Origin of the sequence: Nocardia puris (genome assembly GCF_003315035.1) — a bacterium.
Lineage (GTDB): Bacteria > Actinomycetota > Actinomycetes > Mycobacteriales > Mycobacteriaceae > Nocardia > Nocardia puris.
Window position 1 is genome coordinate 97,224 of sequence record NZ_QNRE01000001.1, and the last position, 17,072, is coordinate 114,295.

Consider the following 17,072-nt stretch of genomic DNA (forward strand, 5'->3'; position numbering starts at 1 on the left):
ACAGCGAGTCGCCGCCCGCGGCGAAGAAGCTCGTGTCCCGGCCGGGGAGTTCGCCGCCGACGATCTCCTGCCAGAGGCGGCCGATCCGGGTTTCCAGTCCGGGCCGCAGCGGTTCCGCCGGGCCGGACGCGGCAGTGCCGGTGGAGGTTTGGGCACGGTGCACGAGTGCGGCGTGGTCGATCTTGCCGTTGCCGGTCAGCGGCGGGTCGGGCAACGCGATCAACTCCGGCAACCAGCCCGACGGCAACCTCTCCGCCACGAACTCCGAAAGTCCCTCGGGTACAGCAGGTTCCACGAACGCCACCAGTCTCATCCGAGACCGCTCCCCCACCGCCACCGCGAACGCCCGCCGCACCTCCGGATGCGCCGCGATCGCCTGCTCGACCTCACCCAACTCCACTCGATGCCCGCGCACCTTCACCTGACGATCGGCCCGGCCGAGGAATTCGAGCGTCCCGTCGGGGCGGTATCGGCCCAGATCGCCGGTGCGATACCAGCGCACGCCGTCCGCTTCGGAGAACTTGGATCGGGTGAGTTCGGGGTCGCCCCGGTACCCGTGCGCGACGCCGAGGCCGCCGATCAGCAGTTCGCCCGGCACCCAGTCGGGCCGGTCGTGACCGGACTCGTCCACCACGCGGTATCGCTGGTTGCGCAGGGGGCGGCCATAGGGGATGGACGTCCACTCCGGGTCCACCTTCTCGACCTCGAAGTAGTTCGACCAGATCGACGCCTCCGTCGCCCCGCCCAGTGCGATCAGGCGACAGTCCTGGGACAGGGCCGCGAGTCGGCCGGGGAGGTCCAGGCCCACCCAGTCCCCGGAAACCAGTGCCAGGCGCAGCGTCGCGGGAAGGCCCGGCCCGGACTCGGCGGTGGTGAGCAGCATGTCCAGCATGGCAGGCACGCTGTTCCACACCGTCACCCCGTGCTGGTGAACCCGCTCCAGCCACCGACCCGCGTCGCGCCGATCCTCGTCGGCGATCAGAACGGCACGGCCACCCGCACCCAGCACGCCGAACAGATCGAACACCGACAGGTCGAAATCCGTTGCCGCCACAGCCAAGACACGATCGCTCGCGCAGAGTTCGTAGCGGCAGCGCAGGTCTTCGAGGGTGTTCACCGCACTGCCGTGCGTGATCTCGACGCCCTTCGGGGTTCCTGTGGAACCGGACGTGAAGATCACGTACGCGAGATCGCCGGGCGCACCCCGGTGCACCGGGGCCGGAGGCATCCGCGACGCGTCCGATATCGCCACGACGGCCACACCTTCGGGGAAGCCTCCGTGTCCCGCCACATCATCGCTGAGCACCACCGACACCTGCGCCTGCCCGAGGATGGCGTTACGCCGTTGCGGCGGTTGATCCTTCGCCACCGGCACATACACCGCTCCGGCGGCCAGCACCCCGTAGAGCGCCGCGACCTGCGCCGCACCGCGTGTCGCCGACACCGCGACGGCCACGCCGGGCCGCACGCCGTGCTCGCGCAACAGCGCCGCGATCCGGGCGGCCCGGTCCGCCAGCTCACCGAAGCCGACGGTCATGTCGTCGTGGTCGATGAGCGCCACACGGCCGGGGTCGGTGGCGGCGATGTCGAAGAGCGGCGCGTGCAGCAAGCCACCCCACCGGCTGTGTTCCGGTCCGGGCCCGGCGGTGTCGTTGACCCGCGCGCGGGCCGACCGTTGCCGCTCCGGCAGCACCGGCAGCGCCTCCGGCAGCGGGTGTTCCCAGTCGAGATCGCCGAGCCGGGTCAGGTGGTCGCGGTACCGGGCGAACATGTCGTCGACCAGGTCTTCGGGGAACAGTTCGTCCACCGAATCCCAGCTCAGCAGAACACCTTCCGGCAACTCGATGACCTGGTGGTCCAGCCACACCTGCGGCGTCTGCGTGCGCGTGTGGTCGGGCCAGCGGACCGAGCGCGCCAGGTCGTCGTCCACGCCGAGCATGGACGTGAACACCACCGGCACCGGCTCGGCCATCGTCGCGCTGTCCCTGGCCAGTTCGCGCAGCACGCGGACGGCGGACACCTGCTGGTGGTCGAGATCGCTCCACAGCTGTTCTTGCAGGCGCCGGGCGCGCGACAACCAGGTCTCCCCGGCGGCGGGCCGGTCGGCCACCAGCAGCAGCGAACTGAAATCGCCCACCACCCGCATGATGTCGGGATGCGCATCCCGGCGATCGAACCGGGTCAACGTGACCGTCAGATCACGCTGCGCACTCCACCCGCCGAGCACCCACGTATAACAGGACAGCAGAACAACACTCGGCGTCACACCGTAGTCCCGCGCACGGGCCACGATCCGCCGCCACGTGTCGAGGTCGAGGCGGAACTCGCGGCGACTGAACCTCGGACGCTCCACCGCCGCCGGTGAAACCCGCAACGGCAACTGCGGTCCGGGCGGCAGCTCGGGCAGGCGGGCGCGCCAATAGGACAGCGCCGCTCGCACTTCCGCCTCCGAGGGCGCAGAGCTGGTGACGTAGTCGCGGAATTCGAGGGCCAAGGGCGGCAATTCGAGATCGGGGTCGTCATAGAGCCGGGTCCACTCGGCGATGAGGACCAGCGCGCTCAATCCGTCCACGACCAAGGTGTCGAAGACCGCGCACACCCGGCTGCGCTCGCCGTCGCGGACGACACGGATATCGAACAGCGGCCAGGTGGTGGCGTCGAGGCACCCGTTCGCCATCTCCTCCCGCACCGCGACGGGGGCCTGCGCGCCCTCGAGCACCGGAATCCGGTAGGCGGGAACGTTTTCGAGTACGCGCTGCCGGCCGTCGGCGGTGAGCACGGCGCGCAGCATCGCGTGCCGGTCGACCACCCGCTGCCACGCCCGCGCCAACCGGGGCACGTCCACGCCGGGCCAGTCGTACTCGACGTACAACTGCGCTCCGACGCCGCCGAGATCGAAATCCGGTGATCGGCCCAGCCAGTAGGCCACCTGAATGTCCGTGAGCGGGAACGGTTCCCACCGGCGCGAGGGGTCGGCGGTGGCCAGCGGGGCCGGTGTCGTCGCCTCGGTGAGCGATCGGCCGCGGGCCAGGCCGGCGACCGTCGGGTTGGTGAAGAACTCGCGCAGGGTCACCGTCCGGCCGAGTTCGCGGGCGAGGCGGCTCACCAGCCGGGTGGCGGACAGCGAATCGCCGCCCGCGGCGAAGAAGCTCGTGTCCCGGCCGGGGAGTTCGCCGCCGACGATCTCCTGCCAGAGGCGGCCGATCCGGGTTTCCAGTCCGGGCCGCAGCGGTTCCGCCGGGCCGGACGCGGCAGTGCCGGTGGAGGTTTGGGCACGGTGCACGAGTGCGGCGTGGTCGATCTTGCCGTTGCCGGTCAGCGGCGGGTCGGGCAACGCGATCAACTCCGGCAACCAGCCCGACGGCAACCTCTCCGCCACGAACTCCGAAAGTCCCTCGGGTACAGCAGGTTCCACGAACGCCACCAGTCTCATCCGAGACCGCTCCCCCACCGCCACCGCGAACGCCCGCCGCACCTCCGGATGCGCCGCGATCGCCTGCTCGACCTCACCCAACTCCACTCGATGCCCGCGCACCTTCACCTGACGATCGGCCCGCCCCAGGAACTCGAGGACCCCATCCGGGCGGTACCGGCCCAGATCGCCGGTCCGGTACCAGCGCACGCCGTCTTCCTCGAAGAACCTGGCCGCGGTGAGCTCCGGGTCGCCCCGGTAGCCGCGCGCGACGCCGAGGCCGCCGATCAGCAGTTCCCCGGGCACCCAGTCGGGCCGGTCCCGTCCGGACTCGTCCACCACCCGGAAGTACTGGTTGCGCAGGGGACGGCCGTAGGGGATGGACGTCCACTCCGGGTCCACCTTCTCGACCTCGAAGTAGTTCGACCAGATCGACGCCTCCGTCGCCCCACCCAACGCCACCAGACGGCAATCCCGCGACAGTGCCACCAAGCGACCGGGCTGGTCCAGGCCCACCCAGTCCCCGGAAACCAAAGCCAGGCGCAGCGTCGCGGGCAGACCCGGCCCGGACTCGGCCACGGTGAGCAGCATGTCCAGCATGGCCGGCACGCTGTTCCACACCGTCACCCCGTGCGCGTGCGCGGCCGCCAGCCAACCCGCCGCGTCGCGCCGATCCTCGTCGGCGACGATCACGGCGCTGCCCCCGGCACCCAGCACACCGAACAGGTCGAACACCGACAGGTCGAAATCCGTTGCCGCTACCGCCAACACGCGATCGCCAGGACCGAGGTGGTACCGCCCCCGCAGATCGTCGAGGGTGTTCCGCGCACTCCCGTGCGTGATCTCGACGCCCTTCGGGGTGCCGGTGGAACCGGACGTGAAGATCACGTACGCGAGATCGCCGGGCGCACCCCGGAACACTGGGGCGGGGCGATGCCGGCTCGCCTCGGCGATCGGCACGATCGGCATTCCGTCGGGGAATCCGGCGACGTCGTCGGTGAGCACCGCCGACACCTCGGCCTGTTCGAGGATGCCGTTACGCCGTTGCCATGGTTGGTCTTTCGCCACGGGGACGTATGCCGCCCCGGCGGCCAGCACGCCGTAGAGCGCCGCCACCTGCGCAACGCCCCGCGCCGCCGACACGGCGACCGCAGCACCGGGACGCACTCCGTGCTCGAGCAACAGCGCCGCGATCCGCCGCGCGTGATCGGCGAGTTCCCCGAAGCCGACTTCGCGCGAACCGTCGATGATCGCGACGCGGTCCGGATCGGCCTCCGCGATACCGAACATCGGCGTATGCAACTGCGGGGCAGAAGAATTCACGGCAACGGGCTGGCCGGCCATGTTGACTTCGTCCCGGACGGCCCGCTGCCGGGCGGGCAGTACCGGCAACGCATCGGGCAGCGACGCGTCCCAGTCCAGATCCGCCAGCCGGGTGAGGTGTTCGTAGTAGGTGGCCAGCATGGCATCGACCATCCCGTCCGGGAACAGCTCGTCCACCGAATCCCAGCTCAGCACAAGCCCTTCCGGCAGCTCGACGACCTGGTGGTCCAGCCACACCTGCGGCGTCCGGGTGCGCATCCGGTCCGGCCAGCGCACCGAATGCGCCAGGTCGTCGTCCACGCCGAGCATGGACGTGAACACCACCGGCACCGGTTCCACCGGGGCGTCGTTCTCGCGGGCGAGTTCGCGCAACACGCGAACGGCGGACACCTGCTGATGATCCAGGTCGCGCCACAGTTGCTCCTGCAACCGCCGCACACGCCCCAGCCAGCTCTCCCCCGCCGCGGGCTGATCGGCCACCAGCAGCAACGAACTGAAATCGCCCACCACCCGCATGATGTCGGGATGCACGTCCCGGCGATCGAACCGCGTCAACGTGACCGTCAGATCACGCTGCGCACTCCATCCCCCCAACACCCACGTATAACAAGCGAGCAGAACAACACTCGGCGTCACACCGTAGCCCCGCGCACGAGCCACTATCCGCCGCCAGGTTTCCGATTCGACCCGAACCTCGCGGCGCCTGAACCTCGGATGCTCCACCGCCGCGGGCGACACCCGCAACGGCAACTGCGGACCGGGTGGCAGCTCCGGCAATCGCGACCGCCAGTACGTCAGGGCCGCTTGTACTTCCGCGTCGGACGGTAGGCACGTCGTCACGTAGTCGCGGAATTCGAGGGCCAAGGGCGGCAATTCGAGATCGGGATCGTCGTAGAGCCGGGTCCATTCCGACAGGAGCACCAGCGCGCTCAGCCCATCGACCACCACCGTGTCGAACACCGCGAGCACCCGGCTGCTCTCGCCGTCGCGAATCACGCGGATGTCGAACGGCGGCCACGCGCCCGCATCCGAACGCTCCTCCGGCCACTCGTCGGAGGACGATTCCGTCGGGCCGTCGAAAACCGGAATCCGGTACGCGGGAACCTCTTCCAGCACTCGCTGCCTGCCGTCGGGCTCGATCACCGCGCGCAACATGGCGTGCCGATCGACCACCCGGCGCCACGCCCGCGCCAACCGGGCCACGTCGACCCCCGGCCAGCCGTACTCGACCGCCAACTGGGCGGGGATACCACCGAGGTCGAAATCCGCGGATCGGCCCAACCAATAGGCGACCTGGATATCGGTCAGCGGGAACGGCTCGAACCGGCGCTCGGGATCGGGACGGATCGCCGGCACCGCCACCGCCGCACCCGGCGCGAGGTGCGCGGCGAACTCGGCGAGGGTGGGCGTCGTGAACAGCCGCCCCAGCTCGGCACCCGTCACTCCGGCCGCGCCGAGACGCCGGATCAGCCGGGTGGCCAGCAGGCTGTCACCGCCGAGGGTGAAGAAGTCGTGGTCGCGGCGGATCTCGTCGACGCCGAGCAGCTCGCGCCAGGCCTCGGCCACGATCCGCTCCAGCGGGCCGCGCGGCGACGCGCCCGCTCCATCGCCACCCTCGTGCTCGCCGGCGGCGGTGAGGGTGGCGTGCACAGCGGCGCGATCGACCTTTCCGTTGCGCGTGATCGGGAGTTCCGTCCGGCGCAGGATGCGCCGGGGAATCATGTAGCGGGGCAACCGATCCCGGAGCCACTCGCGCAGGGTGTTCTCGTCCGCGTCGCCGACGACGATCGCCGCGAGCGCCCTGGTGGGCCGCTCGAGCACCGCCGCGACCGCGGCGCTCACCTCTGGGTGCTCGGCCAGCACCGCTTCGATCTCGCCCAGTTCGATCCGGTGGCCGCGAATCTTCACCTGATGATCGGTGCGCCCGAGAAACTCGAGCGTCCCGTCCGGGCGGTACCGCACCAGATCGCCGGTGCGGTACCAGCGGACCCCGTCGCGCTGGACGAACTTCTCGGCGGTGCGCTCCGGGTCGCCGCGATAGCCGTGGGCCAAGCCTCCACCCGAGACCCACAGCTCACCGGGCACCCACACCGGACGGTCCCGACCCTGGCCGTCGACCACCCGGCAGGAAGCATGTGGCAGGGGCGCGCCGTAGGGCACGCTCGTCCAGTCGGGGTCCACCTCGTCGACCTCGCAGACGGTGGCGTGGATGGCCGCCTCCGTCATCCCGCCCAGTCCGGCGAACCGGCACCCGGGGACGAGCCGGCGCAGCCGATCGGGCAGATCGACGGTGACGCGATCGCCACCGAGCATGACCACCCGCAGCGCCGTACCCAGCCCGGTCTCGGCGGCGGCGATCAACAGCATGTCCAGCAGCGCGGGGACGGCGCTGACCACGGTGACGTCCCAGCGCCGGATCAGCTCCGCCCAGGCGGCGGCGTCGCGGCGCTGCCCCTCCTCGACCACCACCACGGAGCCGCCGACGGACAGGAACGCGAACAGATCGTAGGCGGAGAGGTCGAAGTCCAAGGCGGACAACGCGATCGTGCGATCGTCCGCGCCGATGCCGAACCGCAGGCCGACCGCGTCGACGGTGTGGGCGACCGCGCGATGCGGCACCTCGACGCCCTTCGGGGTACCGGTCGAACCCGACGTGAAGATCACGTACATCACGTCTTCCGAGTCCACCGCGACGAGATCGGCCAACGGCGCCACGGTGTGCGCCTGTTCGGGGAAGAGCAGTGCGATGTCGTCGGGCCACGGCGCAGCGGCGGCGGTGTCCACGTCGGTGACCACCAGCCGCGCGCCCGCCGTGCGGTAGACCCGCTCCCGCCGCGCGGGCGGCACATCGACGCCCGATGGAACGTAGGTCGCGCCCACGGCCAGCACCCCGAGGGCGGCCACGATCTGGTCGACGCCCTTGGGCAGGGTTATCGCCACACTGTCGCCGCGCCCGATTCCCTTGGCCGCCAACAGGCCAGCCATACGGCGAGCCCGGAGCGCGAGGTCGCCGTAGGTGATCTCCGCATCGCCCGCGATCAGCGCGGTCCGGTCCGGATGCTCCTCGGCGCGAGCGAAGAATCGCCGGTGCAGGGGAATGGGCGGCGGGGTGACGATCTCCCGGTACGTGCGATCGGTCACCGGCCACGGCGCGGCCCGGTCCCACGCGCCGTCGTCGTTCAGCAACAGCTCGACGAAACGGGTGTAGGCGCCGAACATCGCGTCCAGCATCCCGGGCGGGAACAGCGAGACGCGGGCATCCCAGTTGAGCAGGATGCCGCCGTCGAACTCGGTCACCTGCGCGTCCAGCCAGACCTGCGGGCCCTGCGACACCGTCCAACATGGCTCGCCCAGACACTCCCGCACCTCGGGCGCGTAGAGCTCCCCCAGACTCAGCGCGCTGGTGTACACGACGGGCGCCAGCACCCGCGCGCCGCCTTGGGCGCGGCTCAGGTCCCGCAGCACCTCGACACCGGTGTAGGCGGCATAGCCCAACGCCTCACGCAGGCGCTCGGTGATCGCCCGGCCCCGTTCGGTCACCGACATCGGCGCGGACAGATCCACATCGAGCAGCACCGAACTCGAGAAGTCGCCGACCAGCCGGTCCACCTCGTCGTGCAACGGTTCCCGGTCGAACACCGGCAGATTCAGCAGGAAGCGATCGGAGCGGCTCCACGCGCCGACCGTCTCCGCGAATACGGTGGCCAGCACGCTCGCCGTGGTCAGACCCGCACGGTGCGCCCGTTCCCGCAACAGCGCCGCGCGCTCCGGGGACAACCAGTGGTGGCGGCGGTCGACTCGCGGTCCCCCGGTGGCCGTCTCGGACGTGAGCACCGGAAGTTCCGGTGCCGCGGGCAGTTCCGGCAGTCGCGACTGCCACCAGGCGCGGGCCTGCTCGCGCGCAGCGGCTCGAACGCCCGCCCGATCCGCCAGATACTGCTGGTAGCTGTATCCGAGGGCGGGTAGCGCCGTGGGCCCTTCGGTGTAGAGCGCGGTCAGGTCGGCCAGCAGATTGCGCAGGCTCAGCGCGTCGGCGGCGATCATGTCCAGATCCAGGTGCACCCTGGTGCCGCCGTCGGGCAGCAGCGAGAGCTGGAGGTCGAACACCTCACCCGCCGCGACGTCCATGCTCCGGTGCGAGAGCGCGTCCCGCGTGCGCGCCAACCACCGGGTGCGCTCGGGTTCGGGCAGCGCCCGCAGATCGTGCACGGTCAGGCCCGGCCAGTGCCCGCGCTCGGTCACCCGCTGCATGCCCTCGGCGTCGATGGTCACCCGCAGCATCGGGTGTCGCGCCATCAGTGCGCGCACGGCGCGCTCCAGCCGCTCGGGTTCGAGACCTCCGGCGTGGTCGAACTCGCCGTACAGGTGCGCGGCCACCGCGCCCAGTTCCTGCGCCGAGGTCCGCCCGATCCAGAACGCGTGCTGCATCACCGCCAGCGGAAAGGGAGCCGCCGGGTCCACCGCGGTCGTCTCCACGGCACCCTCGGAGTCCCTGTCCTGCAACAACTTCCACCACGAGCCGAGTGTCGGGCTCCGGACCAGGTCGCGGTACTCCACCCGTTTGCCCGCGCGCCGTAGCAACCCCGAGATCCGCATGACGGTCACCGAGTCCAACCCCAGCGCCAGCAGATCGGTGTCGTCGGTCAACGCCGCGACGGGCACGCCCGCGAGCTCTCCGACCCACTCGCGCAGGGCGTCGATGCCACGGTTCCAGTCGAAGTCCCCGGCGGTGCGTCCGTGCGGTCGGCCGAGCTTTTCCTGCATCACACACCCCAACGCTAGCAAACGACAATCATTTTCATTAGTGCTACAATCTACGAGGTCCGCCCAACTCAGGTCAAGGCACTTCCCGAACTCCCAGATCGGAATACCCACGCGCCGAATGTGTTTCGGCGCGAACACAGGAAGTAGGGTTGATCGACAGCGCCGTCCTGTCCTTGATCACCCACCCCGCGCAATGGGACGCGCTGCGCGCCGATCCCGAATTGGCCGCTCCCGCAATAGAAGAGACCATGCGTTACTGGGGGCCGGTGGAATCGGCGACCGCGCGCTACGCCCGCCTGCCGATCGATCTGGCCGGGCGGCGCATCCAAATCGGCGATCGGGTGCTGGTGTTCCCGGCCGCGGCCAACCGCGACCCCGCCCACGTCACCGATCCGCACCGCTTCGACATCCACCGCGCACCGCGGCCGTACCGCGGGTTCAGCGGCGGCACCCACCACTGCATGGGCGCCGCGCTCGCGCGCACCGAAGGCCGGATCGCGCCCACCGCGCTGCTCGCCCGCTGGCCCGACCTGCGCTTGGCCGTGGACCCCGCCGAACTGCGCTGGCGCCCCGGCATGGGGTTGCGGGGGCTGCGTCGCCTCCCGGTGCGGCCCTCACCCGACGGAACGGCTGTCCCCGGCACGGTGATTCGTGCCGGGGACATATCTCCGCTAGGCCGAGGTGGGGACCCGCCAGTGCCGCGCGCGGGTCTGCGCCGACCACATCGACTGATACCGCCCGTCCGCGGCGATCAGCTCCTCGTGCGTGCCCTGCTCCACGATCTCGCCGTCCTCCAGCACCAGGATGCGGTCCGCCGCGACGACGGTGGAGAGCCGGTGCGCGACCACCACCACCGTCTTCTCCGCGACGAGCGCGTCGATGGCCTGCTGGACGTAGACCTCGTTCTCGGCGTCGAGCGCGGCGGTCGGTTCGTCCAGCAGCACGATCGGCGCGTCCTTGAGGATCGCGCGGGCGATCGAGATGCGCTGGCGTTCCCCGCCGGACAGCGCGTTGCCGATCTCGCCGGCGCGGGTGTCGTAGCCGTGCGGCAACCGCGCGATGAAATCGTGGGCGTTGGCCGCCCTGGCCGCGGACTCGATCTCCTCCTGGCCGGCGTCGGGTCGGGCCATCGCGATGTTCGCCCGGATGGTGTCGTCGAACAGGTACACGTCCTGGAAGACCACCGAGATGTGGCGGTAGATCTCGACCGGGTCCAGATCCCGCAGGTCGAGGCCGCCGATCCGCACCGTGCCCCGCTCCGGATCGGCGTAGCGGGTCAGCAGCCGGGTGATCGTGGTCTTGCCCGACCCCGAGGGACCGACCAGCGCGGTCAGCGACCGCGCGGGCAGGGCGAACGACACCCCGCGCAGCACCGGCGGTCCGTCCGCGTAGGCGAAGTGCACGTCGTCGAATGCCAAGTCGTGGCGGGTGATCCGGGCCTCGGGGTCGCCCACCGGCAGCGGATCGGTGCTCAGCACGTCGCCGATCCGCTCCAGCGCGGAGTCGGTGACCTCGAACAGCGACGACATCGACGCCACGTTCGACAGCGGCTCGGCGAAACGCACGGCCGCGACCACCACGGCGACCAGCAGCGCCGCCGAGATGTCCAGGTCCAGCACCAGCGCCGCGCCCACCGACACCATGGCGACCAGGCAGAGCTGGACGATGCTCGAGGCCAGCAGACCCGGCCACGTCAACCGGTTCTGCATGGCCGACATCGCCTCGTTCTGCCGCTCCAGCGTCTCGACCAGCCGCCGCGACGACGCGCCGACCTGTCCGGTCGCGCGCAGCACCGGCAACCCCTGCACGTACTCGACGATGCGGTTGGCCGCCGCGGCGTCGGCCTCGTCGGTCTCGCGCAGTCCCGCGCCGGACACCCGCTGGATGCGGCGGACGAACAGCGCGGCGAACGGCACCGACAACGCCAGCACCAGGCCCAGCCGCCAGTCGATGACCAGCACGATCACCCCGAGTATCGCGGGCACCGAGACCAGGCGCAAGAACCACAGCGCCAGCGTGGACGCGCTCACCGTGGCGTTGGCGACGGTGGCGCCCAGCAGCATGGTCAGGTCACCCGCCGAGCGGCGCTCCAGTTCGGACTGCGGCATGGTCCGCAGCTTCTCGCCCAACTCCAGACGCGTGGCGGCGAGCATATCGGCCCACCGGCCGAACTCGAATCGCAGCTCCCCGTAGTGGAATACGGCTTCCACGGCGTAGCAGGCCGCGAACACGCCGAACCACAGCCACGCGGCGCCGGTGTCGATCTCAGGACGGCTGAGTTCGTACAGGAGCGGCACGAGCGCGGCGTACGCCAGGGCTTGGGCGATCGCGGCGATCACCGCGCACCACAGCGCGCGGCGGAATTCGGCGCGATGGCTGCCCGCCGCGAGCAGCATCAGCCTCAGGATCCTTCTCATCGGACAGTCGTCTCCTCGGTCGCGCCGGCGTTGAGTCCCCAGCCGCGCGCGCGTTGATGGTGTTCCCAGAGCCCGGCGTACCGGCCTTGCGCCGCAAGGAGTTCGGCGTGCGTTCCGCGTTCGGCCACCCGGCCCGCGTCGAGCACGACGATCTGGTCGGCGTCGACGATGGTCGACAACCGGTGCGCGATCACGACCACGGTGCGTCCGCGGGTCAACGCGGCGACGGCGTCCTGGATCGCCGCCTCGTTCTCCGGATCGGCGAACGCCGTCGCCTCGTCCAGGATCACGATCGGCGCGTCGGCGAGCATCGCCCGCGCGATCGTGATCCGCTGGCGCTGGCCGCCGGACAGGCGCGCGCCGCGCTCACCGACCGGGGTGTCGTAGCCCTGCGGCAGATTCGTCACGATGAAGTCGTGCGCCTGCGCCGCCCGCGCGGCGGCCTCCACCTCGGCGTCGGTGGCCGAGGGCCGCGCGAGGCGAATGTTCTCCGCCACCGTGTCGGCCAGCAGGAACGGGTCCTGGAACACAAGCGTCACGTGACGCAGCAGTTCCTCGGACGGGATCTGGCGCACATCCACGCCGCCGACGAGCACCTGCCCCGCCGTCACGTCCCAGAACCGCGGAATCAGCCGCGCGACAGTCGATTTCCCGGAACCCGAGGCCCCGACCAGCGCGCACACGGCGCCGCTGGGAATCTCGAGATCCAGTCCGTCCAGCGCGGCCCGGTCCGCGCCCGCGTAGGCGAACTCGACACCGCGGAAGGAGATCGAGCCGTCGGCCGGGACGGCGGGCTGCGTCGGCTCCGGCAGCGCCGGGATGTCGAGCAGGTCGACGATGCGCGCCGCGCCCGCCTTGGACTGGTTGATCATGTTGGTCAGGTAGATCAGCGGCAGGATCGACTCCACCGGCAACGTGCCCAGCAGAATCACCGCGATCAGTTGCGCGGGCGACATCGACCCGGCGGAGATCAGCCAGATGCCCACCGGCAGCGCGAGCGCGAGCGTGAGCAGCGGGGCCATCACCTGGTTGGCGAAGATCATCGCGCCGCGACTGGAGTCCTGCCAGGCCGTGGTGGCCGCGGTGAACTCGCGGACGCGCTGTACGAAGCGCCGGAACGAACCGGCGCCGTCGTCGAAGGTGCGCACCACCGGCATGCCCTGCACGAACTCCACCACGGCCGCGTTGATCGCCTCGTTCGCGTCGTCGTAGCGGCGGCGGACCTCGGCGTAGTCGCGCATGGACAGCTGCATCCCGATCATCACCAGCGGGAAGATCGCCAGCACTGCCAGCAGCAGCCGCCAGTCCACGAAGCCGAGGGCGATCAGGGCCGCGATCGGTTGCGCCACACTGAAACCCGCCAGCGGCACGGAGTCGGCCACCGCGATGTGCAGACCGCGCACGTCGTCCTGGACGACCTTCTTCACCGCGCCCGCGCCGAGCCGCTGCACGTCCCCCAGCGGCACCCGGGCCAGGTGCGTGGCGATATCGGTGCGCAACCGCTGTTCCAGATCGAACGAAGCCATATGGGAGGCGCGGAACGACCACGCGCGCAATCCGAACCGGGCCAGCACCCCGACCGCGGCCACCGCCAGCCATCGCGTGACGCGACCGGAGTCGGTGTCGGCCTCCAGCAGTTCCCACAGCGCCAGCGCGATGCCGACGTAGCCGATCACGCCCGCGACAGCGCCCAGACCGGCGACCGCCAGCGCCAGGCCCAACCGTCCCCGGACCGGTGCGACCACGCGGAACAGCGCGCTCCCCGGCGTCGCCCCCGACGGCGGGTCCGCGCCCGGCTCGTCCTCGTTCACCTGCGGCGACACCTCGGCGTCAGCCTTCATCACGGCTCCTTGTCCGGTGTTCGGGTGGATCCCATCGCGGCCGCGTCCGCCCCTGCCGCGCGCAGCCGAATCGCCCTCCCGCGACACGCTACCCAAATCAGAAACGATTGTCATTACCGAGCTCGACGCCCGCAGCGCCATCGGCAACCAGGTCGGCGATACCCGAAGTCGTTGCGGCACAACCGATTACCCGGCACCACAGTGGACGGCCCGCGAATGAGCCGCTGGCGCAGCGGACGGACCTACGCTACTCTAGTGACAATCATTTTCATTAACCGCCACCGCGTAGGCATTCGCGCACGGTGGGCAGGGGCCGCTGGACTCGGCGGTGCGGGAACCCGCGCTGTCGAGTCGGCCACGAAGGGCACAAGGAGTTCGCGCCATGACACCGTCCACCGACACCGAGTACGACGTCGCCATCCTCGGAGCCGGGATCGCCGGTAGCACCCTGGGCGCCATCCTGGCCCGTCACGACGTGCGGGTGCTGCTGATCGACGCCGGCGTCCACCCGCGATTCGTGGTCGGGGAGTCCACGATTCCGCACGCGACCACCACGATGCACATCCTCGCCGAGCGCTACGACATCCCGGAATTCGCGCACCTGGCCAACTTCCAGGACACCGCCGAGCACGTGAGCACCACCTGCGGGCAGAAGCAGAACTTCGGATTCGTCTACCATGAGCCGGGCCGCGCGCCCGACCGGGACGCGGCCAATCAGGTCGTGCTGGCGTCGTCGTACCGCCGCGCCGAATCCCATTGGTTCCGCCAGGATATCGACGCCCACGTCTTCAATCTCGCCGTCCGCTACGGCGCGACGCCCCGATTGAACACGCGGATCAGCGACATCGACGTCGATCCGCAGCGCGGGGCCGAATTGCGGACCGCCTCCGGCGAGACCTTCCGCGCCCGATATCTGGTGGACGCCACCGGTTTCCGGTCCGTGCTGGCCGACCGGTTCGGGCTGCGCGAGGAGCCCACCCGGGCGCGCACGCATTCGCGGTCGCTGTTCACCCACATGATCGGCGTGCGCCCCTTCGACGAGGTGACGCCGGTGCCGTACGGGCAGCCGAGCCGGTGGCACTACGGCACGCTGCACCACGTCTTCGACGGCGGCTGGTTCTGGGTGATCCCGTTCGACAATAACGACAAGTCGCACAATCCCCTGTGCAGTGTGGGACTCACGCTCACCGGGGACGCGGTCTTCGACGACCGCGCCGCGCCCGAGCGCGAATTCGCCGACTTCCTCGAACGATTCCCCGCCGTCGCGGCACAGTTCCGCGACGCCAAAGCCGTTCGGCCCTGGGTGAGTACCGGGCGATTGCAGTACTCCGCGTCGAATACCGTCGGTGACCGGTTCTGTCTCACGGCGCAGTCGGCAGGCACCATCGACGCGCTGTTCTCGCGCGGACTCGCGAACTCCTTCCAGACCGTGAACGCGCTGGCCTGGCGGCTCATCGACGCGGCGCGCGCGAACGACTGGTCCACCGAGCGGTTCGCCGGCGTGGACGCGGTGCAGCAGCGGATGTTCGACGTGCACGACGATCTCGCCTACTCCTCCTACGTCGGATTCCGCCACTACCCCCTGTGGGACGCGATCGTGCGGGTGTGGCACACCTACAGCTTCTATTCGGATGCGGCCCTGGAACATTCGCTGTCCCGCTACCTGGGCAGCCGCGACGACTCGATCTTCCGGAACCTGGAGCGCAACGACTCCGCGCTGGCGAAGGCGCTGTCCGAGCTGCTGGCCACGGCGCGCACCACCTGCGAGGCGGTCGACCGCGGGGAGCTGGCGCCCGACGCCGGCGCGAAGGCGATCGTCGACCGGATCAACGAGCAGCGGTTCTGGCCCGACTACCTGCCGCACGGCAACCCCGACGTCAAGTACTTCGACATCAGCCAGGACGTCGCCATGCGGTTCATGCGCTGGTCCCGCACCGACGCGCCCGGGTTCATCAGGGACTCCTTCTTGTGAGATCCGCGCACACCGTGCGCCCACACCGCGGGGATCCGGTCGCGACGGCGGCCGCCGTCGCCGCGTCCGGGCTGCTCACCGACTACGTCGTGTACGAGCGGCCGGGACGCTGGTTCGTGGCGGGCAACCCGATCGGTGCGGTGCGCGTCTATCGCGACCGGGTGCACTCGACGCTCGGTGGTGAGTACACCGAACCCGCGAACGGCAGGCCGTGGGCGCAGATCCGGGACGCGCTGCACCGCGCGCCCACGCCGCGCTGGCGCGCGTACGGCTGGGCGGGTTTCGAACTCGGCCGGCCCGGCGCCGTCACCCACGACGGCGCCCTCGCCCACTTCATGGTGCCGGGCGTGGAACTCGAGATCACCGGCACCACGGTCGAAATCCACAGCTACGACACGTCATTCGACTTCGAACCCGAGGCGCTGCGCGCCGTCGACGGCGTTGCGGCCGCGGTGCGGACCGACGCGATCGACACCGGCTACCTGCGGCGCGTCCGGGCCGCCCTGGGCCGGATCGGGGACGGCGAATTCCAGAAGGTGATCCTGTCGCGCCGGGTCGATCTGCCCTTCGCGGTGGACATGCCCGCCACCTACGCGGCGATCCGCCGCGCGAACACCCCGGCCCGGTCGTTCCTGCTGGACCTCGGAGGCTGGCAGGCCGCCGGGGTCAGTCCGGAAACCGTGGTCGAGGTCGACGCGGGCGGTCTGGTCGCGACCCGGCCGCTGGCCGGGACTCGCGCCCGCACCGGTGACGCCGCGCGCGATCGCTCCCTGCGGGATCAACTGCTCGCCGATCCGAAGGAGATCTACGAGCACGCCACCTCCGTCCGGCTCGCCTGCGACGAACTCGGCCGGGTCGGCGGAGACGCCCGCGTCCGCGACTTCCTCGCGGTCGCGCAGCGCGGCAGCGTGCAGCACCTCGCCTCGCGCGTCGAGACACGGCTGCACGCCGGGCGGACCTGCTGGGACGCACTGGAAGCCGTGCACCCCTCGGTGACCGCGTCGGGCATCCCCAAGGCCGCCGCGCGCGCCGCCATCGGCGACCTCGAACCCGGTACGCGAGATCTCTACAGCGGCACCGTCGTTCGCGCCGACAGCGCCGGAAACCTCGACACCGCACTGATATTGCGCGCCGTCTACCAGCGCGCGGGCCGCAGCTGGCTGCGAGCCGGGGCGGGCGTCGTCGCGGGCTCGGCGCCCGAGCGCGAGCACGAGGAGACGTGCGAGAAACTCGCGTCCCTCGCGCCCTATCTCATCCCCGCGCGCTGACCTCTCGGCAGGCCGCACGTCGCCCGCTCAGCAGGTCGGATCCACACTTGCCGGCCAGGTGATCCGCCGAATCAC

The 17,072-nt window shown here is 70.6% G+C and carries 5 protein-coding genes and 1 pseudogene; 3 read left to right on the forward strand and 3 right to left on the reverse strand.

The genetic code is table 11. The annotated features are described in order from the left end of the window. A partial coding sequence (locus DFR74_RS00425) for a non-ribosomal peptide synthetase (protein WP_113974899.1) occupies nt 1–9,499 on the reverse strand: 9,499 nt, incomplete at its 3' end. Between the two features lie 221 nt (nt 9,500–9,720). On the opposite strand from DFR74_RS00425, the pseudogene DFR74_RS37885 reads away from it, so the two are divergent. Then, a pseudogene (locus DFR74_RS37885) lies at nt 9,721–10,008 on the forward strand (cytochrome P450); the annotation flags it as partial. Between the two features lie 162 nt (nt 10,009–10,170). On the opposite strand, the gene DFR74_RS00435 reads toward DFR74_RS37885, so the two are convergent. Further along, nucleotides 10,171–11,916, reverse strand: coding sequence for an ABC transporter ATP-binding protein (locus DFR74_RS00435; protein WP_067514502.1), 1,746 nt, complete (start codon nt 11,914–11,916; stop codon nt 10,171–10,173). Beyond that, nucleotides 11,913–13,757 carry an ABC transporter ATP-binding protein gene (locus DFR74_RS00440; protein ID WP_084538242.1) on the reverse strand — a complete coding sequence of 615 codons (1,845 nt, stop codon included), beginning with the start codon at nt 13,755–13,757 and terminating at the stop codon, nt 11,913–11,915. The genes DFR74_RS00435 and DFR74_RS00440 overlap by 4 nt, the downstream gene beginning before the upstream one ends. Nucleotides 13,758–14,139: 382 nt before the next feature. On the opposite strand from DFR74_RS00440, the gene DFR74_RS00445 reads away from it, so the two are divergent. Continuing rightward, nucleotides 14,140–15,729: an NAD(P)/FAD-dependent oxidoreductase gene (locus tag DFR74_RS00445; RefSeq protein WP_067514499.1), complete on the forward strand. Its 1,590-nt coding sequence runs from the start codon at nt 14,140–14,142 to the stop codon at nt 15,727–15,729. Further along, nucleotides 15,726–16,997 carry a salicylate synthase gene (locus DFR74_RS00450; protein WP_067514495.1) on the forward strand — a complete coding sequence of 424 codons (1,272 nt, stop codon included), beginning with the start codon at nt 15,726–15,728 and terminating at the stop codon, nt 16,995–16,997. Before DFR74_RS00445 ends, DFR74_RS00450 begins: the two co-directional genes overlap by 4 nt. Nucleotides 16,998–17,072: the final 75 nt, after the last annotated feature.

What these genes read in the sequence shown, in the direction of transcription:
- DFR74_RS00445 (WP_067514499.1), top strand. Translation starts at nt 14,140, where the DNA reads ATGACACCGTCCACCGACACCGAGTACGACGTCGCCATCCTCGGAGCC.
- DFR74_RS00440 (WP_084538242.1), bottom strand. Translation starts at nt 13,757, where the DNA reads ATGAAGGCTGACGCCGAGGTGTCGCCGCAGGTGAACGAGGACGAGCCG.
- DFR74_RS00435 (WP_067514502.1), bottom strand. Translation starts at nt 11,916, where the DNA reads ATGAGAAGGATCCTGAGGCTGATGCTGCTCGCGGCGGGCAGCCATCGC.